This is a genomic window from Acinetobacter sp. NIPH 298 (genome assembly GCF_000369505.1).
In the GTDB taxonomy this organism is placed as follows: domain Bacteria; phylum Pseudomonadota; class Gammaproteobacteria; order Pseudomonadales; family Moraxellaceae; genus Acinetobacter.
In genome coordinates this window covers 530,316-553,564 of sequence record NZ_KB850055.1, presented here as the reverse complement: position 1 = coordinate 553,564, position 23,249 = coordinate 530,316, and the positions used below count along the sequence as shown (strand labels likewise).

Genomic DNA, 23,249 nt, shown 5'->3' with positions numbered 1-23,249 from the left:
TCACACCTCTCTCACATCAATATTTAAAACCGTTTTCATCAAATGCTTTTTGTTTCTATAACTGTCTTTCTTTCTTGTAGCTTCTGACTTCACATCTTCAACTACATACTGGCCAGTAATGTCGTAGTACGTGAAATCTGCAAAATAACGTAATGCTGGCTTTGCCCTTTTCTCCCCTTCAAGTTTGGTTTTAGGTGCAAGTTCAAATTTTGTGTGATGTTCTAAACTAATTATCTCCCCTCGTTGTTGCATAGCTTTAAGCTCGATGTACCGCTTGTGCTCTTTCTTGCTATCAAACGTCATTCCGTCTAATTCAACTTTCACTGCATTGAACTTGTTGCTCTTGGCCACTTTGGTTTTGGGCTGCTTGAGAATTTCACGGCGGTACTGATCGAGGCTCATGGAGGTCATTTAAGCCCTCCATTTAAATATTGTTTAAGTCTTACACCTATCCAGTGCATTACATTTACAGCCATGCTGTTTCCAAGTGCTTTATAACGTTTGCCAGCTGCGACTTTTGGGACATTGGTGTAATTATCTGGAAAACCTTGCAGGCGCTCACATTCAACTTCTGTTAAGTAACGCGCAAGTGAGAAAATGTACGGCGGTAAATATTGAAAAACTGCTTGTTGAATTGGTCCACCTTGTTTGCCACCGCAACGCAAAGTTGGTGCGATGTTGTTGCCAAGATCCCGCAATGCATCATTTTTGGTTCCACAAAGCACAACACCATTTTTCTTTGTAGATACTATTGTGTAAGCGAGCTCTATATTAATCCCTGTACCACTTGAGCCTGCTCTACACTGACCAATAGTGTTCCCATTAATCCCATATGAAGTGATTAAATATCCACGGTCATGATTGGCTAATAAAGTTGGGTACAATTTATTAGAAATAGCTGCATTTACTGTCATTCCACCAATACCAATTGCATGTTTGATATAGTAATCACCACAAAATGCTTCTTGGTTGCCCAACCATTTCTTTTCGCCATGCGATGCTAGTAAGGGTGAAAGGTAGGTTTTTCCGCTAATAGTTTGGCTTGCTCTTGAAGTGTGTGTTGTATGATTGGTGGCAATACCTTGCCCCTTGCTGCTGCCCTGCGTAGGATCCCCAAGCATGCTTTTTCGCTCAAAAAGTATTTCTCCGATACTTTCTGTTCTAGCACTTGCGACAACAAACACACGCTTGCGTCGTTGGGCGAGTCCGAAATGTTGAGCATCAAGGACTCTCCAATAAACTTGTCGAGATGGTCCAAGCACACAACCAGCGTTTGGCCACTTTCTCCCTGACGGCTTAAGTTCACACCCCGAACCTGCAAGCCCTCCCAAAAAGCAGCCGAAAGCATTGTCTTTTGTGTTGAGCACACCGGGTACGTTTTCCCAGAGGGCAACGCATGGCTCATTTCCTTGAATAGATCTAACTGAATCAATTGCATCTAACAACTCCACATACGAAAGAGTAATTTGCCCGCGCTCATCAGCTAGGGATAAACGCTTGCCAGCTACTGAATACGCCTGACAAGGTGTACCACCAACAAGAACCACTGGTGCTTCAACTTCTCTATTTAAAATATTGTTTTTAATTAATGTCATGTCACCAAGGTTTGTCACATCTGGATAGTGATGATTCAAAATTAGACTTGGTGCTTTTTCGATTTCTGCAAACCATTCAGGCTTAAAATCAAGGCTATGCCATGCAACCGTTGCTGCTTCAATACCTGAACAAACAGAACCGTAGTTAACAAGATTATTCATGCCGCAGCTCCCTTGGATTGCTTAAAGCCCAACTGAATTAAGTGTGAGATATATGGTTTTTGTTGTTCAGGATCTGAAATCAAAGCAGCCATGCGTTTTGCTGCATCCATCCATGATTCACCGCTTTTGCAAAATGAATCCTTGAACTCAGGTAGAAAAACCAGTTGCTTAGCGAATGCATACAGCTGCTTGTCTGAAGCAAATGTAATCACGTCAGGTGTGTTGTTTTCAGATTGAGCCAATTGGCCAGTAATTTTGTTTTCAGAAAAACGTTGTACCGGTGTTTTCATCTTCGCGTACTTAGCGCGAGCTTTGAGCATCCACTCTGCGAAGAATTTAGCCATCAAGTCATCAGAATGATTTCTATCCTGGTTAAATTCTTTGAACGCACTTAGCTCTCGTTCAAACCATGACGCATTAAAAATCTCGCTGGTATCGATTGAGTGATCGATAGAACAAATTTCTAATTTCAAATTTTCAAAAACAAACCAGGTATTTTTTTTATTTTGATAGTTGTTTTTGATAGTTGTTTTATGTGGGTTAAAATTCTTTACCACTTGAGGTAAAAATTCTTTACCACCTGTGGTAAAAATATTTAACCACTTGCCTTTTGTAGTGGTAAAAAAATTTAACCACTTTGGTAAGTTATCCACATTGCTATCCACACTATTAAGGTGGTAAAAATATTTAACCACCACAGATTTTTTTGAACTAATTTTTAGCCAAAATTCAGCCGCAATTTGAGATGATTTTTCACCATATCCAAAGTGGTAAAAATTCTTTACCATGTCTTTTTTGAACAAAAGTAAAGATTTCACCATCACTTTTTTTTGTGGAAATTTGATCCACTCACCAAAGTCGAAATTGTCTATTGGTGAATAAACATTCCCATATTTTGATTGTTGGTGCTTCTTGATAAGGCCAACTTCCTCAAGCTCATTTAAACATTTGATTACTGTAGGACGGCTTTTTAAAGACAAGCTTTCAAGCTGACGCAAAGATAATGCATCACTCTCTTTAGTCCACCCACGAGTTTTTCTAATGATGAGCAGATAGATCTTCACTGACGCATCACTGATTTTGTACATGGCATCATCAACAAAAGCGTTGGCAATCTGGAATGAATTTGGGACAAACTTACTCATTAGCTGCCCCCAACTTTACTAATCCACGGTAAGCAAGCTGTCGAATAATTCTTGGCTGAATAAACTCGTTGTTGATCTTGTAGCGAGTACGGGATTTTTCTTTCACCTGGATAAGTTTGTGACCATCCTCCATAAGACGACGAACCGCTATAGCTTGCCCCCCCCATCTGAGTTGTATGTTCGAGCACGGCAAATTTTTCCTGTGCCTCAATTGCAGCGTTCATAGCTGATAAAGGCATCACAGCAAGTTCTTTCGCCGTATATATAGTTACAGGCTTCTCAAGTGGTATAACCAACTCAATTGGGGCTTTTGAAATATTCACATCCTGCTTTCTTTTTGCGGCATATCTCATGCTTCACCATCCTTCGACTTAACATAGCCACCAAAAGAGTTAATACAATTAGACTTAATCAGACTGCCAGCAATTTGTTGAGCCAACCATTGAGTAATTTTGAATTGACGAGCCATAGTCTCAGTAAATTCAGTTTTAGTAACTGCAGCATTATTTTCGTCATAACCTTTGGTGCGAAGATTTATCTTTTTCTGCTCAATCAACTTGTTAAGCAAAACTAATGCAGGCTCATAAAATGATTGAACCTGTTGGTTTTGTTTAAATTCTGGTTGTTTTTGGAACTTGGAGTTCATGACACCTCCTTTTGCGCCGTCAAAGCTCGGCTATAGAAAATGCTTTCGTCATTCGAAAAAGTTCTACACCCAGGTGAAATATGGTTTTCAATGTGAGTGTCATCATGGATATCGCTTAAACGGCGTTTAGCTTTGATTTCAGCAATGGATGCATGGCGTATTTCGCTATCCCACATCATCAGCAAATCTAAACCTGCACCAGTTGTCACAACAAAATCCTCATTTATCTGAATTACTTCATACACAGATTCAATCAGGTGGTTTTGAATACGCGCATGATCTTTGTAGACAACAAAGTCCCCTAAAACGTAATCCGAGCTATCTGGTATTTCCGGATAACTAGAAATTAAACAATGCGTACATGGCTCTTCTTTGAAGTTGCTGCACTTGTTAGCACATGGATGTTTTGATATATTGGTCATGTGATTTAATCTCTCTGGTTAATGAACATTGCTAAAAGCTCGAATTGCAACTTCGGGCTTTTTGCTTATTTGGAATACTGAAAATAGATTTTTGAATACATTTCTGTATTCACTTGAATACGTTGTATTCTTTGATTTCCTTAGCTCTTTAATAGATGATTGGCCTAAATCAACTTCGATCTTTAATTCAATGGCCTCTCTAATCCATTTCGCCCGATTGCCTTCAGCCAAATCGTCTACCAACTGTCTTACCTCTACTGGTACGCGAGTTGTCATTGGTTCTAGAAGTTTTGGTTTTATGTTCTGCATGGCTGCAACTCAACAATCGGGGTTTGGAATTCTTTCAGGGATGGGCACAAATCCTCTGCCTTGAACTTCCCATCTGTAGCTTTTTCTGCACGGATCGCTACAAGTTCAGACATGTTCTTATTTTGTCGCACCCATCCAGATACTGAGGGTTGGGAAACTTTTAGGGCGTTGGCTGTATTTTCTTGCCCTCCAAAGTGATCAACCAAAGATTGATAGATGTTTTTCTGTAGCTCATTCATGGTTATATCCTATGTAAAGATATAGCCATATTATAACTATAGTTATTATCAGTCAATAACTATAGTTATTTGATTGCTTATAGCCTAGGTTATATATTGATTGAAAAATGCGGTATATGGTTTATGACTACACTCAAAGAGAGATTGAAAGAATCTCGAAAGAAAGCTGGAAAGACACAAGCTGAAGTAGCTGAGGCCGTAAAAATGTCACAGCCTGCTTATCAAGCGCTTGAGTCAGGCAAAAATCAAAAATCTTCCTTTCTACCTCAGATAGCTCAATTTTTGGGTGTAGATGTCCTTTGGCTTCAAAATGGCGAAACCAACAAAAATGCAGGTGCTGTTGTTTCATTAAATAAGCTGGATATCGAAGCATTTAAAAAACAGCACAATATTCTTGATAGTGATGACGCTGTTCTGTTCTCAAAAATTATTGAAAAACCATTTGTTATTTCAAAAAGATGGGTCCCAGTAAAGGCTTATAGTAAAATGGGAATGGACGGCTATTTCTCGGATATGGGATATGAAGGCAATGGTGGTGATGGATATATTCCCACCCACGCTGCTGGTGAAAAGGCGTATGGAATTAAGGGTACTGGCGACTCTATGTTTCCTGCCATTCGAAATGGCTGGTTTGTAGTGTGTGACCCAGACGCTGAGCCTGTGCCGATGGAATTTGTTCAGGTGTGTCTAAAGGATGGACGTTGCACCATTAAAGAGTTTATCGGCATACAGAATGATGTACTAAGCCTTATTGCTGTTAATGGTGGCGAACGTCTCACATTTAATATGGATGAAGTTGAGAGTGTCACAGCTATTACGGATATCGTCCCTCCTAGTCAACATAAGCCTGAGCACCCTAATAGCTATTAACAACTTACTGAGCTAAATCATGATAGCAACACTCAACAAAGCCAAAACTGCGCTAACGATCAATCGTCAAGAATTCAAATTGGCATTAGGTAAAATTGGTGCAGGAATAGATAAACAAATAGCCTCCCTTAAAAAAGCCAAGCAAAGCTATGATGCTGCGGAAATTGCACGTGAGGTCATAGGTGAAGCAAATATCTTTGAGGCTATTATTGAAGGCTTTAATGAAGCAGAAGAAACTAATCTAAAACTTACTGACATAACTAATCTTGAAGTTGCACAGGGATGGGTGGATGAGTTTTTAGAGAGGTATTCAAATATATAAGATTAAAAAAACTGTGAACCCGACACAGCCATTTCAACGGTTCGGGAATTAGGGGTAAAAATGGCAATAAACACAACTGCAACAATAGTAGATAATAATGAAGCTGTAATAGATACGAAATTTAGAATCTATTATTCAACAGATAAATTTGTCCCTATTCCAATTGTCATCGATGCTTTGAAAGCAATCGAGAGCATGCTTAAGCATACCAATAAATTCGTCGAGGCGGCTTATCCCGGCATTAAGGTTTACGATTCAGATGTATTTATCGAACACTTAGAAAGTGGTAGTCTTGGTATTGAATTGGTTGTGCGGTGGGTGCTGGGAGATAAGAACTATGAACGTGGTGCTAAACTTACCGATGATGCCAAACAGTATCTTGTTGATGTTGTTCAGGACAGTCCAACAATGAAAAATATTGCTATTGCAGCAACCTCAGCTATTATTGCGGCTGGAGCAACCTATGCTTATACAAAAAACAGTGCTCCAACGCCCGCACCTGTCACCATTATAAACAATGGTATTATGAATCAATCTGGCACAATGATAATCACCCCAGAACAAGCTGAAGATATACTTGATAAAATTCCAAAAAAACAAGCAGCTAAAGATGCAATTAACTTTACAAAACCAGCCAAACTTGATCCAAAATCGGAAATTGAAATTGGTGACGTAAAGAACTCTAATGACAACATTCAATCCATCACACTCGATGCGAATTTTATTCAGAAGATCCCTGATACCTATGAACCGCCAATACCCCAGGAAAAAGAGGAACGATACACAAATACTCCAATAGCAATTTTTGCAAGTGATAAAGACAAACAATCCAGTGGCTGGGCTGGAATAATTCCTTCAATAATTGACAAACGCATTAATTTTGAAATTGATGAAAGCGTCAATCCATCTCAGTTACACGGACGTTTGAATGTAAATGCTGACTTAACTATCCATGAGCGATTTAATCAAAACAAAAAGCGTTATGAACCTTATAAAGTGGTAATCACAGCTATTGGTTAAGTTATTCTAATTTAACAACCCACCCAGTGTGGGTTTTCTTTTGTCTATTAAAACATAATTATAACTAAAGCGATAAATTTATAATTATATTCTTGACTATTAAAATAACTATAGTTATATTTATCTCATGAACAGCAAAAAGCCCTGCAGACTCTCACATCAAAACAGGGCTTCTCACTTCAATGAGGTAGATTATGGAACAAAAAACTATTCAAAGCAATTCAGCCTTGCACTTCGGCAAAGCTGTATTTGCAACATGGACCGCAGCAAGCATCTCCGTGATTGCAATCGCTGCTGCCGTTTCTTCTTGTGACTATCAGGCAGCTCACTCAAGCACAGTTACTTATGCAAATGTGCAGCCTAGCAGCTACGGTGTAATGACGCTGAACATTACTTCTGATAACTCTGGCGAAGCAGTCATTAATCTCGATGGCTTTCGCGTACCAGTAAAATTCTTATTTGATAAGCACCCGGACAGCTACGGTGTACCTGGTTCAGAGTTTACTGCAGTAGACATCACTAATCTTGAGATCGGTCAAATCACTGACGCTAATGGCAACAACTACAAAGATTTCACGATCTTTGATGATCATCTAAACATCAACGCTCAGATAGCTGCATACATCGAAAAGAGTAAGTTAGTGGAGGCGATCTAATGGAAAAGAAACGCTTCACTACCCCTTTCCGCGAATTTATCACTCGCGATGACGCTGGGCGATATCACGTTCGATTAGGTCCACAAACTTTTTCAACCGACTACAAATTTACAGACATTCGCATTGAGAGTGAAAACGGTAGCAATCCTGTGGATTCTGATTTGTTGAAAGCTAAACCGTGGATTCTTAAAAATCTTCAACAAGAAGTTAATTTTCAGCGCAAAAAAGAACGAGCTGAAATGTTCTCAAAGGACTGCTTTCAACGCACACCGTATAGCCCAAATCAACGTCTGGCACACAATAACGCAAAATCTAATAAGGGGTTGTAATCATGGCTATCAATATTATTAGTGCTGATCAACCGCTACAGGTTAATGCGATCATCACGTACATTTACGCTGATCCTGGTCTTGGTAAAACTTCTATGGGCTTTACAGCAGATAAAGCAATTTCATTCGACTTTGACCGTGGTTCGCATCGTACAGGTGAACTACGTCGAGGGGCTGTGGTTCCTGTTCAGCAATGGAAAGATGTCGCTGATTTAACTCCGCAGGACTTAGCACCGTTCAATACTGTTGTTATTGATACTGTTGGGGCAATGCTTGAGAGCATCAAGACTCACTTACTCTTAACTGCCAACAATCGCCAAAAAGATGGCGCACTAAAATTAAAAGCTCAGGGTTTAGCAAATCAAACATTTAAGCAATATATCAATACACTTATTAGCCTTGGTAAAGACGTAGTGTTTATTGCACATGCCTCAGAAGATCAAAACGGCGATCAAGTTATCTATCGCCCAGATCTAGGTGGTAAGAATCGTAATGAACTATATCGTATTGCCGACATCATGGGTTATTTAACGACTGTCACTACAAGTGAAGGTAAGAATGCTCGCGTTATTAGTTTTAAACCATCCCCCACTCATCATGCAAAAAATTCAGGTGCATTAGGTGGGGAGACAGGTGAAGTATGGGTCCCTGATTTAAAAACCAATCCCATGTTTTTGGCTGAACTTATTAAAGCGGCTAAAGATCATATTAATACGCTTACCCCTGCCCAATTAGCTGTAGCAAAAGCGAATGAGGAACTTGAGAACTGGATGCAAAGTTGCGCAGAAGCTGAATACGCTAGCGACTTAAATCAGCTAACTGAATCTCTCTGTAAAGACCATATTTACTACCATAACATGCGCCAAATCATGTTAGCTCGCTCGAAAGAACTTGGCTGTAATTTTGATAAAAATCAGAATAAGTGGATCGGTCAGCCAGAATTTATTGGCATCACAAATGAACAGCGAGACCAACTTCTTGAATTTATCGATGAGCGTGGCTTAGATGCTAAAACAGTATGTGAACATTTGGGAATTGATAACCTTCTACAAATTGAAGCATCAAAAATTGAAGCTGTAAAACAAGAAATCGATAACTTAGCAAAACAGGAAATGCATGCATGAGCGCAATAATTTTAGATACCGAAACTCATGACATGAATGGCTATCCAATTGAGATAGCCCACGTCCCCGTCTCATTTGTAGACGGTGTGCTGGTTGTAAACAAAGATGCTTGTTTTGATGAGTATTTTTCTTGTCCCGAATCAATTAGCTACGGCGCAATGGCTGTGCATCACATTCTTGAATCCGATATCTCTGGTAAGCCTAGTTATGAAACTTTCCGCTTGCCTGAAGATGTTCAATACATCATTGGCCACAATGTTGATTACGACATACAAGCAATCAAACTGGCTGATAAGACTGTTAATGCTAAAGCAATTTGTACATTGGCTCTTTCTCGAATGGTATGGCCAGACGAGGCACACAATCTCTCGGCATTGATTTACTTATTCACTAAGGGTTCTGTTAAAGCAAGAGAATCAATCAGAAATGCCCACAACGCAAAGCAGGACGTTTTGCTCACTGCTGTTCTTTTAAAGCAAATATGCAAAGTTTTAGGCATTAAAGATATGCAATCGCTTTACTTATTTTCAGAACAAGCTCGCATCCCAACACACCTAACTTTTGGCAAGCATAAAGGTACAGCCATTAAAGACATACCCGCTGATTACGTTACCTGGTTACTCAAACAAGATGACCTAGATCCGTATTTAAAAAAAGCACTTTTGAAAGGATAAGAATATGAATAATTTGATTTCTGCTCAAGAAGCCTTTGTAGCAGCTCAGAATGGTAAAGCCGTACTTTGTCGTTATGCAGGTAATGGTACTTTACATGCTGATAAAGATTTCAGTGCGCTTGATCAACTTCCTGCTACCGTATTTTTCCAGCCTCATTATGAGTTTTGCATAAAAATCGAAACCATGGAATTGAGCGGCATTACTTTCGCTAAGCCTTTAACCCCTCACGATGTTGCTGAAGATCAAGAAATCTTCATCGTTATGCCTGCATGTGTTTTACGCACTAAATATGATGCTGAGCATAGTGATATTCAGAATAGTGTGATGAATGGCTTTGCTCAAGCCGATGCAGAAAATGCGCTATTACAACTTAAAGCCATCGGTGCGAGTTTTGGTTGTGCGATCGACAATATTGAGATTAAGGATGGTTTTAATGACAGTCCTAAAAAGCGTCGTAATCGTAAATCCAAAGAATCAGTTGAAGCCAAGAAACCAATTGATCAGGCCGCTAATGATGATACATCCATTGATGACATCATTGGCCCTATAAGTGTTCAAACACCAACACCAAATGATTCCGAAGATGCCGCTACTGAACAAAAACCTGACCCATTCGCTGCTGCCAAAGCTGCAGCACTGAATGAGGCGAATCAATCTAGTCACTCAGACTATGAGAGCTTGTTGGCTGACTTGGTCGAGCGTGCTAAAAGCGCCAACTCACCTGCTGAGGCTAATGCTTTGGTTCGCTACGCAAGAAATTGGACGGTTGATCAGCTTAAACCATTACATGCCGCTATTAGTAAACGCTTAACTGAGTTTACCCAACCTGCCACACCAGAACCACAACCGTCATTAATGGTTCAAATCCAAAATGCGCCTGATCTTACAGCGCTGGATGCTTTAGAGATCGACGTGTCTTCACGTCATCCTGATATACAACCACGCTTGATGGGATATGTGAAAAAACGTAGATTTGAGCTTGAAAATGCTGATGCAACCTCGGCAATCGATGAGGATCTGCCATGAAATTCAAATATTCCACCATCACCCGGACACTCACAGTGTTCGGGGGGCAAAATGACGCACATTTTCGACAATGTGAATGAATCTGAAGTAAGCGCATTTGTAGCAGATGCAAAGTTCAAAGAAGCGGTTTGGAGAAAATAGAATGAGCACATTAAAAGACTTAAATACTGCATTGTTCGCACAGCTTGACCGACTATCTAATGCGAGCAAAGACGATTTGGCTGATGAAGTGGTACGTGCACAAAATATGGAATTGATCAGTGAGCAAATTATTAAAACCCACTCCACACAATTAGAAGCTGTAAAACTGGTGGCTCAATACAAGGGCTTAAATGAGGACCAAAAAGCTCCAATACTAGAAGTTAATTACGAGGTATAACATGCCAAAAGGTCAAGCGATTATTTATACGCCTGAGCAGCTAGACTACATTAAGTCTAACTGCAGCCTTGGGCGCAAAGAGCTCACCATCGATGTTAACATCGAATTCAACACAAGTTTTACTGTTGATTCAATCAAATCCTTGTGTACACGTAATAAATGGAATACCGGTCGAACTGGCTGTTTTGAAAAGGGTGATAAGCCTTGGAATACTGGTACCAAAGGTGTTTGCAAGCCTAACTCTGGAAACTTTAAAAAAGGTCGGCCTAGCTGGAATCTAAAACCAATTGGATATGAGCGCATTTGCTCAAAAGATGGCTATGTATTAGTGAAAGTTGCAGAGCCGAACGTTTTTAAGTTGAAGCATAGAATCGTTTGGGAAAATGCAAACGGCCCTATTCCTGATAACCATGTGATTGCTTTTAACAATCAGGATAAAACAGATTGTCGTCTAGAAAATTTAACCCTTATGACCAAAGCTGAAATGGTTCGATACAGTCAGAGTTTTCATAAGCTAGCTAACAGTGAAACCAATGAAACATGCTTAATTCTGGCCAAGGTAAAAAATAAAATCCATCAATCGAAGAAGGTGGCTTAAATGACTAAAGATATTGAGAGAGAGGCTTTTGAGAGAAGCTATGCTGAAATAAATGGAATTACTGGAAGTTTAACTAAATCGGCTTTTGAGCTTTTAGATTCTAAATATGTGAACTTGCAAACTCAAAAATCATTCGACTTGTGGCAAGCAGCCAAAGCTCAAGCGGTGTCGGAAATACAAAAATCAAAACAGTCAGAGATTGACGACCTAAAAGCACAGTTAAAAGCTGTGCATGAAAGCCGCATCGAATTTGTTGAGTATTGCAGAAAAGTTGAGAGCGGTGATTTTGTCATTGTAGATAAAACCGATTTAGAGCTTGCAATTGATGCTCTAAAAGATGCGGCAAACAACGATGATGATTCATTTGCTCATCGCGCAAAAGACTTAGAAAAGGCATTGAAAAATGGCTAACTTTCACGAACTAAACGCACCGCTATGTTACGAATTAATAGAACTCATGCAGCGTGATTTACCCATTACGCACGTTCTACCAAATGGCGATGTGGGTGCGCTGTACTACATCATCAAAGAGAGTGGCGTACGCAATACCTATCTAAATCAGCTCATGGATGGTTTAGAGAAACGTAAAAACAACGGTACAGCGTATCCGCTTAGTATTACGCATAGCAACATGGATGCACTGTACAAAGCAGTGAGCATGTACTTAGACAAGTGCTTTGAATTGACTAGCACGCTACAGAGTTTAGGCGAGGTGACTTAATGGATATTCAAAAAGAAAGAGAATTGTTTGAGGAATGGGCGAAAGAGAAGGGTTTAACTAGAACTCGATGTGAAGATACAGGGGTTTATTTCAATTACAAAACATTCTACGCATGGGAATCATGGCAAGCAGCCAAAGCTCATGAAGCGGAAAAGTTTAAAGGTTACGTGTTGGTACCTGTTGAGCCGACAGACGCGATGTTGTTTGCAGCAAGCGGTAGAGACATAGTTGCTGAACACTATGGAGATGAAAATATACTCTGGCCTGAGTTGAGAGAAACGTGGAAAGCAATGGTAGAAGCAGCAAGGGGCGGAAATGATGAATCAGAATGAAGCATCAGTGATTGTTGAATATGCAGGCGGCATTAATAAAGCTAAACGCATTTTGTATTTTGCTAAACCTGAACATGAGTTTTATCTAGTGAATCATGAAATGTGTGTACTTTCATTTTTAAAGAATGCAGTTTTAGTTTTAGAAGAACCAAAAGCGGATACGGAGGAATCATAAATGGGTGCAGTTAAAAAAATTGATGAGCCTGTAGATATCAGCTTTTTATTGATGCTTAAGTATAAAAAGCCCGTGGTTACACTTGAGGAATTGCTACCAGACTATTTACCTCATCTAACTTTAGAGCAAGCAAATAAGCGGGCTAATAAATGCAACCTGCCATTTCCTGCGTTTAAAAGTGATGGTGTGAAATCCCCTTTTTATGTCAACTTAACTGATGTGGTTTTGTGGTTGCAATCTGAACAAGAAAAGGCTAAAAAGGATTGGGCAGCAATGCATGGCTAATTCTGTAAGTTATTGAATTAAATATCGTGTGGCTGCACCATATTTGCACCATGCACCACACGAAAAACAATAAGCATATGTATTATATAATTATTATTAAAACATCCATCCCACCCGCCATCGGAGCAACAATCAGATTATTTGACAGTTGATAGGAACCAATATACATATATTTTCTTACAATTTTTGATCAACATAGTATACTTCATTCGCCCATTCAGCTCATCTTTTTATGCGGTGTTGTCTTGATTATGAACAAAACCTCTCCGACTCATCCTTTATTAAAAACGATGAGCATCCTTGCAACATGTGTTGGTTTAACCGCTTGTGATAAAGCATGGTGGTCAAATAGTAAAGAACCTGAAATGCAAGCTGAGCACATTAAAAAAGTCATTCCATCACGTGTGAATGACCGTCAATCGTGGGCGCAAGATATTCATGACATTATGCAGGAATTAAATATTCCTCAAACCAAACAAAATGTTTGTAGTATTGTCGCTGTGGTGGATCAGGAATCAAATTTTATTGCAGATCCACAAGTGGCTGGCTTAGGTGAGAAAGCAGTCCAAGAAATTAACACGCGTTTAAAAGAAAAATTTGAAGCCAAATTAGGTGAAAATATCGGAGGAACCATTGCAGGTTACTTTGAAGAGGTTTTAAAAACCCAACCCTCACCTGAAGATAACTATATGCGTCAAATGCGACGCGTTAAAACTGAACGAGAACTTGATTTACTTTATCGTGAAATTTTTGCTTATATGGCAAAGCACTATCATATCAGTGCTTTAACAGGTGCAGCCAAGTTGGTGGGTCAGGACATCAGTGAAAAGATGAATCCAATTACGACACTCGGTTCGATGCAAGTCCATATTAATTATGCCAAAGAACATAAACGTATCGGGATGAGTACAGCCGAACTACGCGATGATCTATACACACAATATGGTGGTCTATATTATGGCATCCATCGTTTAATGGTTTACCCCGCCGATTATGATAAAGCAATTTATCGTTTCGCTGATTATAATTCAGGAATGTATTCTAGCCGCAATGCTGCATTCCAAAGCATGTTGGATGCATTAACCGACATTGAAATCGGTTTAGACGGCGATCTGCTTATTTATAATAAAGAAGGCAATATCCGCACCACGCAAAGTCAAACTGAAAAAGCCTTGATTTCTGTTTTTGCTGCAAATAATGTTTTGGTCACGCCGCGCCAAGTACGCAGCGATCTCAAAAAAGAAAAATCGAAAAAACTAGAAAACACCCAAACTTATCTTGCGCTACAAAATTTATATCAAAGCAAAACAGGTAAAGACGCAAAATATGCGATCATGCCCCAAGTTGTGATTTCAGGTCCTAAGCTGAGTCGTGATTATAATACCAATTGGTTTGCGAGCCGTGTAAATGGACGATATGAGACATGCATGCAAAGAGCAAAACAGATAAAACTTTAAACCTTGCTTTATTTGATTTTGATGGGACACTTTATCCAAAAGATAGTTTTACTGGATTTATTTTTTTCACTTTTCCAAAACACCATATCGTAACCCGAGGCTTGAAAATCTTGCCTTGGATTATGGCTTATTATTTAGGCTTATATCCTGCTCATGCAATGCGTCCTCGCTTATTTCAAAGCATGTTTAGAGGAGTTTCAGCAGACTTACCTCAAAGTTTAGCACCACGCTATGCGCAAAAAATCATTAAAGAATTAGACCAAAATCTACTTCAACAGCTTTATTTACACCAGCAACGTGGTGATCATGTGGTGCTTGTCTCAGCCTCAGTTGACTTATATTTGGCACCAGTTTGCGAACTTCTAAATATTGAACTGATTTGTACGCAAACAGAAATTAACAATGGCATTTTATCGGGTAACTACAACTCTAAAGATTGTAGCTGCGAACAAAAGAAGCTCAGAGTATTGGAAAAGTATAATCTGGACCACTACCAACAAGTCTATGCCTATGGCAATAGCCATGAAGATCTTGAAATGTTCAGTCTCACCGATCAACACTTTATGGTTGGTCGTGATGATACGCTACCTGAGCTAGTCGATGCACATCCGATTGAAGCGATGCATAGGCAAAAGAAATTAGAAAAAGACTCTACATGAGAAGAATTATTAGTTATCATTTGTTCAAATAAATCGTCTTGTGAATTGACCATGAATGCTCATACTGCACCTCAGGCCAATGTCTTAACTATCCAGCAATTGAGCAAACAATATGGCTCACGATTTGCTGTAAATCAGGCGACGTGGTCTGCGACCAGTGGGCAAATCGTCTGTTTACTTGGACATTCAGGTTGTGGAAAGACCACAATGCTGCGTTTGATTGCAGGCTTAGAAACGCCAAGTAGCGGTTCAATTCAACTCGAAAAAAATACCTTATGGGATGCCCAACAGCAGGTTGCCGCCGAAGACCGCAATATTGGCTTAGTGTTTCAAGACTATGCACTTTTCCCACACTTGAGTGTGTTGGAAAATGTCATGTTTGGATTAAAAAAATTCCCAAAAACACAACGACAATCGATAGCAGAACAAGCATTAAAACATGTTTCGATGCATCATCATCTACACAGTTATCCTTATACCTTATCTGGTGGCGAGCAACAGCGTGTGGCTTTAGCACGTGCCCTTGCACCAAAACCTCATGTCTTACTCATGGATGAACCCTTTTCTAATCTTGATCACCGTTTACGAGATCAAATCAGACAAAGCACTATCGAAATTTTAAAAAAAACAGCCACGACAACAATTATCGTGACCCATGATCCTGAAGAAGCGCTGCAAATTTCAGATCAGATTATTCTGATGCATCAAGGTAAGATCATTCAAATCGGCACCCCGAAACAACTTTATTTACAACCGAAAACCTTATTTGCTGCACGCTATTTTTCTGCTTTAAATGAAATACCAACGCAACGATCGGATCATCAAATTACCAGTATTTTTGGAAAGATCGCTGTACCTCAGCACTTAACTACAACTCAGCAGCCGATTCAGTGTTGTTTCCGCCCTCATCAACTCAATGTATTCCGTGTACCCACTGAGGGGACTTTAGCTGCCAAAGTGATTTCATCGAGCTTTATGGGACATACTCAATTACTGCGTTTACAGCTCAATTTGCAAGATATTATATTGCTGGCTCACGTTGACCATCGACAAAATTTTGCTGAAACTGAACAGGTTTATCTTTCTGTAGATTTAACAACATGTTTTTTCTATGCATCGGATGACAATTTCAACACAGATCACCTTAGTACCGAACAAACACTTCAAGTTTAAACCTTGTGATTAGGAATTAGAAAAAATGGAACAACTGTCTAAGCGTCATATTGTTTTAACAGGACTCGTTGCACTTACGAGTAGTTGGGTAAATGCTGCTCAAGTCAACCTGTATACCACAAGAGAACCTGTTTTGATTCAACCGCTGTTACAAGAATTTAGCGAGAAAACAGGTGTTAAGGTGAATACTGTTTTCATCAAAGATGGGTTGCTCGAACGTGTTAAAGCAGAAGGTCGTCGCTCTCCTGCTGATGTCATGCTTACGGTTGATTTTGGTAATTTAGTCGATATCGTTGAAAGTGGTTTAACTCAACGTGTCAACTCAAAAGTTCTCGATCGTGCTATTCCTGGGAACTTACGTGCTGCAAATGGACACTGGTATGCTTTATCTATGCGGGCACGTGCCGTATATGCCTCTAAAGATCGTACCCCGCTCACCGCAATCAACTATGAAGATTTAGCCGATCCAAAGTGGAAAGGTAAAATTTGTATTCGTTCAGGTAGCCATTCATATAACACCAGCTTAATTGCGGCCTACATCACTCACCATGGTGAAAAAGCCACTGAACAATGGCTACGTGGCGTAAAGGCGAATTTGGCGCGTCCAGCAAGTGGTGGTGACCGTGATGTTGCACGAGACATCCTTGGCAAGATTTGTGATATCGGTGTAGCTAACACCTATTATGTCGGTACGATGCGCACGGGTGATGCCGAACAACAACGTTGGGGCAATGCCATTAATGTGGTATTACCACGTTTTAAAAATGGTGGTACGCATATCAACGTTTCAGGTGCAGTAGTCGCAAAACATGCGCCGAACCGCAAAGAAGCGGTTCAACTGCTTGAGTTCTTAGCATCTGATCACGCCCAAGCGATCTATGCGCAAAGTGGTTTTGAATACCCAGTAAAAGCTGGCGTTAAAATTGATCCGATTATTGCCAGCTTCGGTAAACTTGAAGTCGACAAAATTCGACTCAGTGATATTGCTCGTCATCGTAAAACAGCCAATCTTTTAGTCGATAAAGTTCAATTTAATCACTAAATCTTGTCCGACTGATAGGCGGCAAGTGACTTGTCGCCTGTTAAGCTACCCAGTTGAACTTTCCTCCCTTTCCGTATACTCAAACCCTCGACGATGAAAAAAAAATATACCTTTAATTTATTATTTTCACTCAGTGGGCTATTGACGCTGTTGGCCTGTTTACCTGTATTGGCGTTGATCGTAACGGCATTACAAGGCAATAGTGATATTTGGGAACATCTGATTCGTTATGTCCTCCCACCGACACTAATCGATACGACGTTATTACTTCTTGGTGTAGGGATACTCACGATCTTGATCGGAACCGGCAGTGCATGGTTAGTTACGGCTTATCAATTTCGGGGGCGAGCCTTTTTAGACTGGGCGCTATTGTTGCCCCTCGCAGTACCCACTTATATTATTGCCTATAGCTATATTGATATCTTGCATCCCATTGGGCCGTTACAAAGTGTACTCGGTGGCTGGTTTGGCTGGGAAGCACAGCCTTGGTGGTTTCCCAATATTCGTTCAGTTTGGGGCTGTATTTTTTTATTAAGTTTTGTGTTGTATCCCTATGTCTATTTAAGTACACGTGCCATGTTTTTAATGCAATCAGCCAGTCTGGTTGAAGTTGCGCGTAGTCTAGGATTAAAACCAAACCAAGTTTTTTTACGTGTCGCCATTCCCCTTGCACGCCCCGCGATCGCAGTCGGTGCGAGTTTGGCCTTAATGGAAACCATTAATGATATCGGTGCGACTGAATTTTTAGGTGTAAAAACACTAACCCTATCGATCTATTCAACATGGACCAACCAATCGGATTTGGCCAGTGCCGCTCAAATTGCGATCTTCATGTTAATGATCATTACCTTATTGGTGGTCGTAGAACGACTGGGACGACGTAAACAGCGTTATATGAACTCAGCCCAACGCAGCCGACTGATGCCTGCTCAAGCTGTCACAGGAAGCAAAGCGCTGTTATTCTTCGGACTTGGTTTGATTCCGATTTGTATCGGCTTTCTGATTCCAATCAGTCATTTATTGGTCGAATCTTATAAGCGCCTTCAATATGCGGGTTTTTCAGATTATTTATTACAAGCCTCAATCAATACCCTTAGCTTGGCAAGCCTTGCAACTTTGATCACGATTTTTATTGGTTTCTTGATCGTCAGTGCTGCTCGCTTTAGCCAAAACACATGGTTTAGTCGCATCTCTAGCTTGGGCTATGCGATTCCGGGTACGGTGCTTGCGATTGGGTTAATGTTATCTTTAGGAAAAATCGACCATGCGGTCGCGGACTTTCTTGAATTTAAACTTGGGATTAACACAGGTTTATTATTTTTAGGTACCACCTTCACCCTCATCTATGCCTACTGTGTTCGTTTCCTTGCGATCGCAATTGGTGGAATCGAATCTGGCTATAATCGTATTCATGGTGTCTTTGATGATGCCGCACAGAACTTAGGACAAAATAAGTTTGGTATCTTGTGGCGAGTTCATCTGCCCCTGTTACGCCCAGCAATTATCTCAGCAGCATTATTGATCTTTGTTGACTGTATGAAAGAGTTACCTGCTACCTTATTGCTTAGACCACTCAATATGGAAACGCTCGCCACCCAACTCTATGCTGAAGCCTCAAGAGGTACTTATGAAGATGGTGCTATCGCTGCGCTATTGATTGTGTTGGTAGGACTGATTCCAGTGATTTTACTGGCACGTATGGGTAAAAATATTCAACAACATAAATAATCCAAAAACTTTATTAGCATAAAAAAAGACTTCTGATTGAGAAGTCTTTTTTTATGCTAATAAAGCAATATCTGGATTAGTAAATCGCCATATGGTTACGATGGATCATTTCCAATGAACGTGCTTCACCTAAGAGTTGATGCACTTTATCAGAACTCAGCCCTTTAACCATATCTGCTGAACGAGAGCTGAAATTCACACGCCCAACCGCGATGCGCTGTCCTTTCTGATCAACACACTCAACCACGTCACCACGATCAAAATGCCCCTCAATCGCTTTTACACCAACGGGCAATAAACTGCGATGCTTGAGTTTGATTGCTTCAACCGCACCCGCATCAATCACTAAACGCCCTGCAGTTTGTAAATGTGCAGCTAACCACTTTTTGTTTGCAGTGACACGATCATTATCAGTGGTGAACAAAGTACCTAACATTTCACCCGCCATCAAACGCGCAAGTACATGCTCACTTTCACCACTGGCAATCAATGTTGGACAACCTGAACGTGCAGCCAAACGTGCAGCACGAACTTTGGTCACCATACCACCACGACCAAATACACCGCCACCACCTGCCATTTCAAACAAACTGTCATCCAATGCACGCACAGCAGAAAAGAGTTTGGCATTTGGATTACTACGAGGATCCGAGTCAAACATACCTTGTTGATCAGTCAAAATAATCAACAATTCTGCCTGAACCTGACCTGCGACCATTGCAGCCAAGGTATCGTTATCACCAAAACGAATTTCGTCTGTAGATACCGTATCGTTTTCATTAATCACAGGAATCACACGCCAATCAATCAAGTTTTGCAATGCATCACAAGAATTGAGATAACGGCGACGGTCTGCAAGATCATCATGCGTGAGTAAAACTTGTGCTGTTTTGATTCCATGCTGATCTAATACGTTTGACCACGTATGAATCAAGCCCATTTGACCAATGGCAGCACATGCTTGCAAACTAGGGAGATCAGTGGGTCGATTCGCAAATTTCATGCGTACCATCCCCTCTGCGACTGCACCTGACGACACGAGTATAATTTCATGTCCAGCATTGTGTAGATCTGCAATTTGTTTCGCCCAATGCGAAATTGCATTTAAATCTAAACCTTGCCCATTTGCAGTGAGTAAAGATGATCCGATTTTAACAACGATTCGTTTACACGTATTGAGCTGACGTTGCATATCGACCACTTCTATCATTTTTCCCTCAATTTGTTTCCCCCCGAATTGCGACGAAAGCATCGCAAAAAGAGGAACTAAAAAAGCCTAGTCACGAATGTAGACGCTTTCTACATCACTGTCGTCTTCATCGTCATCAAAGTCTTCATCATCGCTCTCAAGACCTGCTAAACGCTGTGCTCTACGCATCTCACGATAAGCTTCTTTTGCTGCGATGGTTTGTTCACGTGTCTCAACTTCAAGCTGCTCACGGAAGGCTTTAACTTCTGCTGCATACTCAGGATCTTCAACTTCGCGTTCACGTTGTTGTTCGATTTGATCCATGAGGTAATAAACGACTTCTTTGGTGCCTTCAGCAAGTAAGCCAGATGTTTTGAACACTGGTCCTGTCCATTGCAATTCATCTAAGATGTGTTGACACCACTCTTCTCTTGAATCTTCTGCAATTTGATCAAGCTTGTTCAATACAAGAACAACTGGAAGCTTAGCCAAGGTTGGTGAGAACTTCACTAACTCAGCCGAAATCGCTTTGGCATTATAAGCTGGATCAGAACCATCAATCGGCTCTACATCAACGATATGTAAGAGAATACGAGTACGCGCTAAGTGTTTAAGAAAACGAATCCCTAAGCCTGCACCTTCTGCCGCACCTTCAATCAATCCTGGAATATCGGCCATTACAAATGAGCGATGACGATCAGCATCGACCACACCTAAGTTAGGCACCATCGTGGTAAATGGATAATCTGCAACTTTTGGTTTTGCAGCACTGACCGCACGAATAAAGGTTGATTTACCTGCATTCGGCATACCCAGTAAGCCAACATCCGCAAGTACTTTTAACTCTAAACGAACTTCGCGATATTCGCCTTTAATACCTGTGGTACATTTACGTGGTGCACGGTTGGTTGATGATTTAAAGTGCGTATTACCTAGACCACCATCACCTCCATGAGCAACTTTAACGCGCTGACCATCAGCCACTAAGTCACCAATAATGTCGCCAGATTCTGTATCAACAATCGTGGTACCGACTGGAACTTTTAATATAACGTCTTCACCGCCACGCCCTGAACAGTTCGCACCCGAACCATTTTTGCCACGTTCCGCACGATAGCGACGTGTATAACGGAAGTCTACAAGTGTGCTGGTATCATCATCGGCTTGGATATAAATACTTCCACCACGTCCCCCATCCCCACCATCTGGACCACCAAAAGGGACAAATTTTTCACGGCGAAAACTAGCTACGCCATTGCCACCGTCGCCAGCCTCTACGATTATGACTGCTTCATCAACAAAGCGCATGCGCCAATCCTCTAAATTCTATAAAACGGGATATTTTGCCACATTTTCGTAAATTACTCGAATATTAAAATCAGCAAATGCCCTTATAGACTGCAAAAAAGCGTGATTTCGCTCTTTTAAGGTCTTACATTCTTCAATGGCACGTCCATTTGCATCTCTAAATTTGCCTTCGTCTCTTGGACAGCGTTAAACATGGTTGCATTGAACGATGAAATCGAATTCATATCGATGGTATCGTTGATATAAAAACTTGGATTGAATTGATGTTTAATCGGTAAATTGATTGATTCATCAAAAGCAAAATAAACAGGTCCGTCAAATACGATTTTCACAGGGATGGTATAAGCACGTTTCAACTGAAATGGAATATCTAACTTTACGGGGATATCTAGTTTTAAAGGAAATTTAGGTAGAAGCTTCTTTTGGTAAATTAGATCAGTTGTCGTCTCGATTGGCATCACCTGATCGACTTTGAGTGTGGTTTCATAATCAATATTCACTGTAATCGGCGTTTCCACTTCAAAACGCAGATCTGCTAAGTATTTTCCTTGCAAAGGTAATTGCAAAGTACGATCCATCACTAAGGTGCTCTTTAACTCCCCCTCAGACCTGACTCGTAGGTGATCACCGACCTGAATCTTGGTCGAAAGTGACTCAGGCAACCGAATATCTGCTTGCTGCGCGGACACCATGACTGATGCCTGAATATTGAGATAGAACCAAAACAAGATCGCAACCAAGGTGGTTAAGATGACAAAACTGATCAACACACTTTTAAATGATTTAAGCATCAGCATCACTCACCTGCTTTCGCATCTTTTTTATTTAGACTCGCATCGACAGACTGAGATTGCACGCGATCCAAATACATACTCGATAGCGGAATCTTGAGTTCACCCTGTGCAATTTTGACAGGCAAAGTATTTTTTACATCAACAGAGGCATTGAGTTCTGAAGTAATCGGTACATTTAATTTTCCTTGAATTGGAATATTGGCATTGAGTTGTGTTTTTAATGGAATATTTAAATTCTCTTTTAAAACTGTTTTTACGGGCGCATCAAACTTTAAATGTACATTTTGCTGTAACGGCACTTGGATATTGATCGGCACATCTAGTTGCAAAGGAATCGTTCCTTTTAAAGGCAAAGTCACATCTTTACCCAGAATTTTGACCTGTACTTTTGTATCTATCGGTAAGTTTTGATTGACCTTAATCACTTCTTGAACTGGAATCATAGTGCTAATCGGAACTGAACTATCGAAATAAACACGTGGTGTGAGTGTCTGAGTTAAAGCAACATTCAATTGTTCATTAATTGGAATTTGCGCATCGACACGTCCCTTCACCTCGACATCTAAAGCATCTTTCACTTTAACCCGAACTTGTAAAGGTTCTTGTAAATCAATCGCGACTTTTTGATCTTTCAATGGAATATTGATATTAAAGTGTTTAAACACCCACATCGCGATATAGACACCACACAAGTTGGCAATAATAATCAAAGCAAAAACTGCAAACAAACGCTTAAACTGCAACAATGAAGTATTCCTAACTAATCGATTCCCTTTCTCATTATTCTCAACGATTTTTGTGTTTTAATCTGCTTGTATTCTGTACAGTCAATAAAAAACCCAGTCGAAACTGGGTTTTAATTTTTAACC

General features: G+C 40.4%; 31 protein-coding genes and 1 pseudogene. 20 read left to right on the top strand and 12 right to left on the bottom strand.

Annotated elements, in window-relative coordinates; genetic code table 11:
* The 8 genes and pseudogenes from F903_RS07565 to F903_RS07530 form a co-directional block, all read right to left on the bottom strand.
* The gene (locus tag F903_RS07565) at nucleotides 1–411 is read right to left on the bottom strand and encodes a DUF1064 domain-containing protein (protein ID WP_005195943.1); all 411 of its coding nucleotides are present in this window, start codon (nucleotides 409–411) and stop codon (nucleotides 1–3) included.
* Nucleotides 408–1,757 (bottom strand): DNA cytosine methyltransferase, encoded by a 1,350-nt coding sequence (locus F903_RS07560; RefSeq protein WP_005195941.1) that lies wholly within the window; start codon nucleotides 1,755–1,757, stop codon nucleotides 408–410. Before F903_RS07560 ends, F903_RS07565 begins: the two co-directional genes overlap by 4 nt.
* Nucleotides 1,754–2,902 (bottom strand): replication protein, encoded by a 1,149-nt coding sequence (locus F903_RS07555; RefSeq protein WP_005195939.1) that lies wholly within the window; start codon nucleotides 2,900–2,902, stop codon nucleotides 1,754–1,756. Before F903_RS07555 ends, F903_RS07560 begins: the two co-directional genes overlap by 4 nt.
* Nucleotides 2,895–3,255, bottom strand: a pseudogene (locus F903_RS07550) (hypothetical protein). The gene F903_RS07555 and the pseudogene F903_RS07550 overlap by 8 nt, the downstream one beginning before the upstream one ends.
* Nucleotides 3,252–3,548: a hypothetical protein gene (locus F903_RS07545; protein ID WP_005195935.1), complete on the bottom strand. Its 297-nt coding sequence runs from the start codon at nucleotides 3,546–3,548 to the stop codon at nucleotides 3,252–3,254. The pseudogene F903_RS07550 and the gene F903_RS07545 overlap by 4 nt, the downstream one beginning before the upstream one ends.
* The gene (locus F903_RS07540) at nucleotides 3,545–3,970 is read right to left on the bottom strand and encodes a hypothetical protein (protein WP_005195932.1); all 426 of its coding nucleotides are present in this window, start codon (nucleotides 3,968–3,970) and stop codon (nucleotides 3,545–3,547) included. The genes F903_RS07545 and F903_RS07540 overlap by 4 nt, the downstream gene beginning before the upstream one ends.
* A gap of 18 nt (nucleotides 3,971–3,988) precedes the next feature.
* On the bottom strand, nucleotides 3,989–4,279 hold the full coding sequence (locus tag F903_RS07535) for a hypothetical protein (RefSeq protein ID WP_005195931.1): 291 nt from the start codon (nucleotides 4,277–4,279) through the stop codon (nucleotides 3,989–3,991).
* Nucleotides 4,267–4,518 (bottom strand): Cro/CI family transcriptional regulator, encoded by a 252-nt coding sequence (locus F903_RS07530; protein ID WP_005195928.1) that lies wholly within the window; start codon nucleotides 4,516–4,518, stop codon nucleotides 4,267–4,269. Before F903_RS07530 ends, F903_RS07535 begins: the two co-directional genes overlap by 13 nt.
* A 123-nt stretch (nucleotides 4,519–4,641) precedes the next feature.
* Between F903_RS07530 and F903_RS07525 the strand changes: the two genes are divergently transcribed.
* From F903_RS07525 to F903_RS07430, 20 genes are all read left to right on the top strand, one after another.
* Nucleotides 4,642–5,388 (top strand): helix-turn-helix domain-containing protein, encoded by a 747-nt coding sequence (locus F903_RS07525; RefSeq protein WP_005195927.1) that lies wholly within the window; start codon nucleotides 4,642–4,644, stop codon nucleotides 5,386–5,388.
* A 19-nt stretch (nucleotides 5,389–5,407) separates the two neighbouring features.
* Complete coding sequence (locus F903_RS07520) at nucleotides 5,408–5,710, top strand: hypothetical protein (RefSeq protein ID WP_005195925.1); 303 nt, start codon at nucleotides 5,408–5,410, stop codon at nucleotides 5,708–5,710.
* 60 nt (nucleotides 5,711–5,770) lie between these two features.
* Nucleotides 5,771–6,730 carry a hypothetical protein gene (locus F903_RS16235; protein ID WP_005195923.1) on the top strand — a complete coding sequence of 320 codons (960 nt, stop codon included), beginning with the start codon at nucleotides 5,771–5,773 and terminating at the stop codon, nucleotides 6,728–6,730.
* Nucleotides 6,731–6,924: 194 nt separating this feature from the next.
* On the top strand, nucleotides 6,925–7,386 hold the full coding sequence (locus tag F903_RS07510; RefSeq protein WP_005195921.1) for a hypothetical protein: 462 nt from the start codon (nucleotides 6,925–6,927) through the stop codon (nucleotides 7,384–7,386).
* A complete protein-coding gene (locus F903_RS07505; RefSeq protein WP_005195919.1) occupies nucleotides 7,386–7,715 on the top strand; it encodes a hypothetical protein in 330 nt (109 codons plus the stop codon). The genes F903_RS07510 and F903_RS07505 overlap by 1 nt, the downstream gene beginning before the upstream one ends.
* Before the next feature lie 2 nt (nucleotides 7,716–7,717).
* Nucleotides 7,718–8,839: an ATP-binding protein gene (locus tag F903_RS07500; RefSeq protein ID WP_005195917.1), complete on the top strand. Its 1,122-nt coding sequence runs from the start codon at nucleotides 7,718–7,720 to the stop codon at nucleotides 8,837–8,839.
* Nucleotides 8,836–9,513: a DUF3820 family protein gene (locus F903_RS07495; protein ID WP_005195915.1), complete on the top strand. Its 678-nt coding sequence runs from the start codon at nucleotides 8,836–8,838 to the stop codon at nucleotides 9,511–9,513. Before F903_RS07500 ends, F903_RS07495 begins: the two co-directional genes overlap by 4 nt.
* A 4-nt stretch (nucleotides 9,514–9,517) precedes the next feature.
* Nucleotides 9,518–10,540: a hypothetical protein gene (locus F903_RS07490; RefSeq protein WP_005195912.1), complete on the top strand. Its 1,023-nt coding sequence runs from the start codon at nucleotides 9,518–9,520 to the stop codon at nucleotides 10,538–10,540.
* A gap of 142 nt (nucleotides 10,541–10,682) precedes the next feature.
* Nucleotides 10,683–10,919, top strand: a complete 237-nt coding sequence (locus tag F903_RS07485; protein WP_005195910.1) for a hypothetical protein — start codon at nucleotides 10,683–10,685, stop codon at nucleotides 10,917–10,919.
* 1 nt (nucleotide 10,920) lies between these two features.
* A complete protein-coding gene (locus F903_RS07480) occupies nucleotides 10,921–11,517 on the top strand; it encodes an HNH endonuclease signature motif containing protein (RefSeq protein WP_005195908.1) in 597 nt (198 codons plus the stop codon).
* Nucleotides 11,518–11,928 carry a hypothetical protein gene (locus F903_RS07475; protein ID WP_005195907.1) on the top strand — a complete coding sequence of 137 codons (411 nt, stop codon included), beginning with the start codon at nucleotides 11,518–11,520 and terminating at the stop codon, nucleotides 11,926–11,928.
* The gene (locus tag F903_RS07470) at nucleotides 11,921–12,238 is read left to right on the top strand and encodes a hypothetical protein (RefSeq protein ID WP_005195905.1); all 318 of its coding nucleotides are present in this window, start codon (nucleotides 11,921–11,923) and stop codon (nucleotides 12,236–12,238) included. The genes F903_RS07475 and F903_RS07470 overlap by 8 nt, the downstream gene beginning before the upstream one ends.
* Complete coding sequence (locus tag F903_RS07465; protein WP_005195903.1) at nucleotides 12,238–12,570, top strand: phiTE_015 family protein; 333 nt, start codon at nucleotides 12,238–12,240, stop codon at nucleotides 12,568–12,570. Before F903_RS07470 ends, F903_RS07465 begins: the two co-directional genes overlap by 1 nt.
* Nucleotides 12,554–12,745 (top strand): hypothetical protein, encoded by a 192-nt coding sequence (locus F903_RS07460; RefSeq protein ID WP_005195901.1) that lies wholly within the window; start codon nucleotides 12,554–12,556, stop codon nucleotides 12,743–12,745. Before F903_RS07465 ends, F903_RS07460 begins: the two co-directional genes overlap by 17 nt.
* Nucleotides 12,746–13,030: a pyocin activator PrtN family protein gene (locus F903_RS07455; protein ID WP_005195899.1), complete on the top strand. Its 285-nt coding sequence runs from the start codon at nucleotides 12,746–12,748 to the stop codon at nucleotides 13,028–13,030.
* 251 nt (nucleotides 13,031–13,281) lie between these two features.
* Nucleotides 13,282–14,487: a DUF1615 family protein gene (locus F903_RS07450; RefSeq protein WP_005195896.1), complete on the top strand. Its 1,206-nt coding sequence runs from the start codon at nucleotides 13,282–13,284 to the stop codon at nucleotides 14,485–14,487.
* A complete protein-coding gene (locus F903_RS07445; protein WP_005195894.1) occupies nucleotides 14,454–15,146 on the top strand; it encodes an HAD-IB family hydrolase in 693 nt (230 codons plus the stop codon). Before F903_RS07450 ends, F903_RS07445 begins: the two co-directional genes overlap by 34 nt.
* Before the next feature lie 51 nt (nucleotides 15,147–15,197).
* The gene (locus tag F903_RS07440; protein ID WP_005195891.1) at nucleotides 15,198–16,319 is read left to right on the top strand and encodes an ABC transporter ATP-binding protein; all 1,122 of its coding nucleotides are present in this window, start codon (nucleotides 15,198–15,200) and stop codon (nucleotides 16,317–16,319) included.
* Between the two features lie 25 nt (nucleotides 16,320–16,344).
* Nucleotides 16,345–17,361, top strand: coding sequence for an extracellular solute-binding protein (locus F903_RS07435; protein ID WP_005195889.1), 1,017 nt, complete (start codon nucleotides 16,345–16,347; stop codon nucleotides 17,359–17,361).
* A 93-nt stretch (nucleotides 17,362–17,454) separates the two neighbouring features.
* Nucleotides 17,455–19,089 carry an ABC transporter permease gene (locus tag F903_RS07430; protein ID WP_004668824.1) on the top strand — a complete coding sequence of 545 codons (1,635 nt, stop codon included), beginning with the start codon at nucleotides 17,455–17,457 and terminating at the stop codon, nucleotides 19,087–19,089.
* A 76-nt stretch (nucleotides 19,090–19,165) separates the two neighbouring features.
* On the opposite strand, the gene proB is transcribed toward F903_RS07430, so the two are convergent.
* From proB to F903_RS07410, 4 genes are all read right to left on the bottom strand, one after another.
* Nucleotides 19,166–20,299: a glutamate 5-kinase gene (gene proB / locus F903_RS07425; RefSeq protein ID WP_004668826.1), complete on the bottom strand. Its 1,134-nt coding sequence runs from the start codon at nucleotides 20,297–20,299 to the stop codon at nucleotides 19,166–19,168.
* A gap of 66 nt (nucleotides 20,300–20,365) precedes the next feature.
* On the bottom strand, nucleotides 20,366–21,586 hold the full coding sequence (gene cgtA, locus F903_RS07420; protein WP_004668828.1) for an Obg family GTPase CgtA: 1,221 nt from the start codon (nucleotides 21,584–21,586) through the stop codon (nucleotides 20,366–20,368).
* 116 nt (nucleotides 21,587–21,702) lie between these two features.
* Nucleotides 21,703–22,383, bottom strand: a complete 681-nt coding sequence (locus tag F903_RS07415) for a hypothetical protein (RefSeq protein ID WP_004668830.1) — start codon at nucleotides 22,381–22,383, stop codon at nucleotides 21,703–21,705.
* Nucleotides 22,383–23,126 (bottom strand): hypothetical protein, encoded by a 744-nt coding sequence (locus F903_RS07410; protein ID WP_005195886.1) that lies wholly within the window; start codon nucleotides 23,124–23,126, stop codon nucleotides 22,383–22,385. Before F903_RS07410 ends, F903_RS07415 begins: the two co-directional genes overlap by 1 nt.
* Nucleotides 23,127–23,249 lie beyond the last annotated feature (123 nt).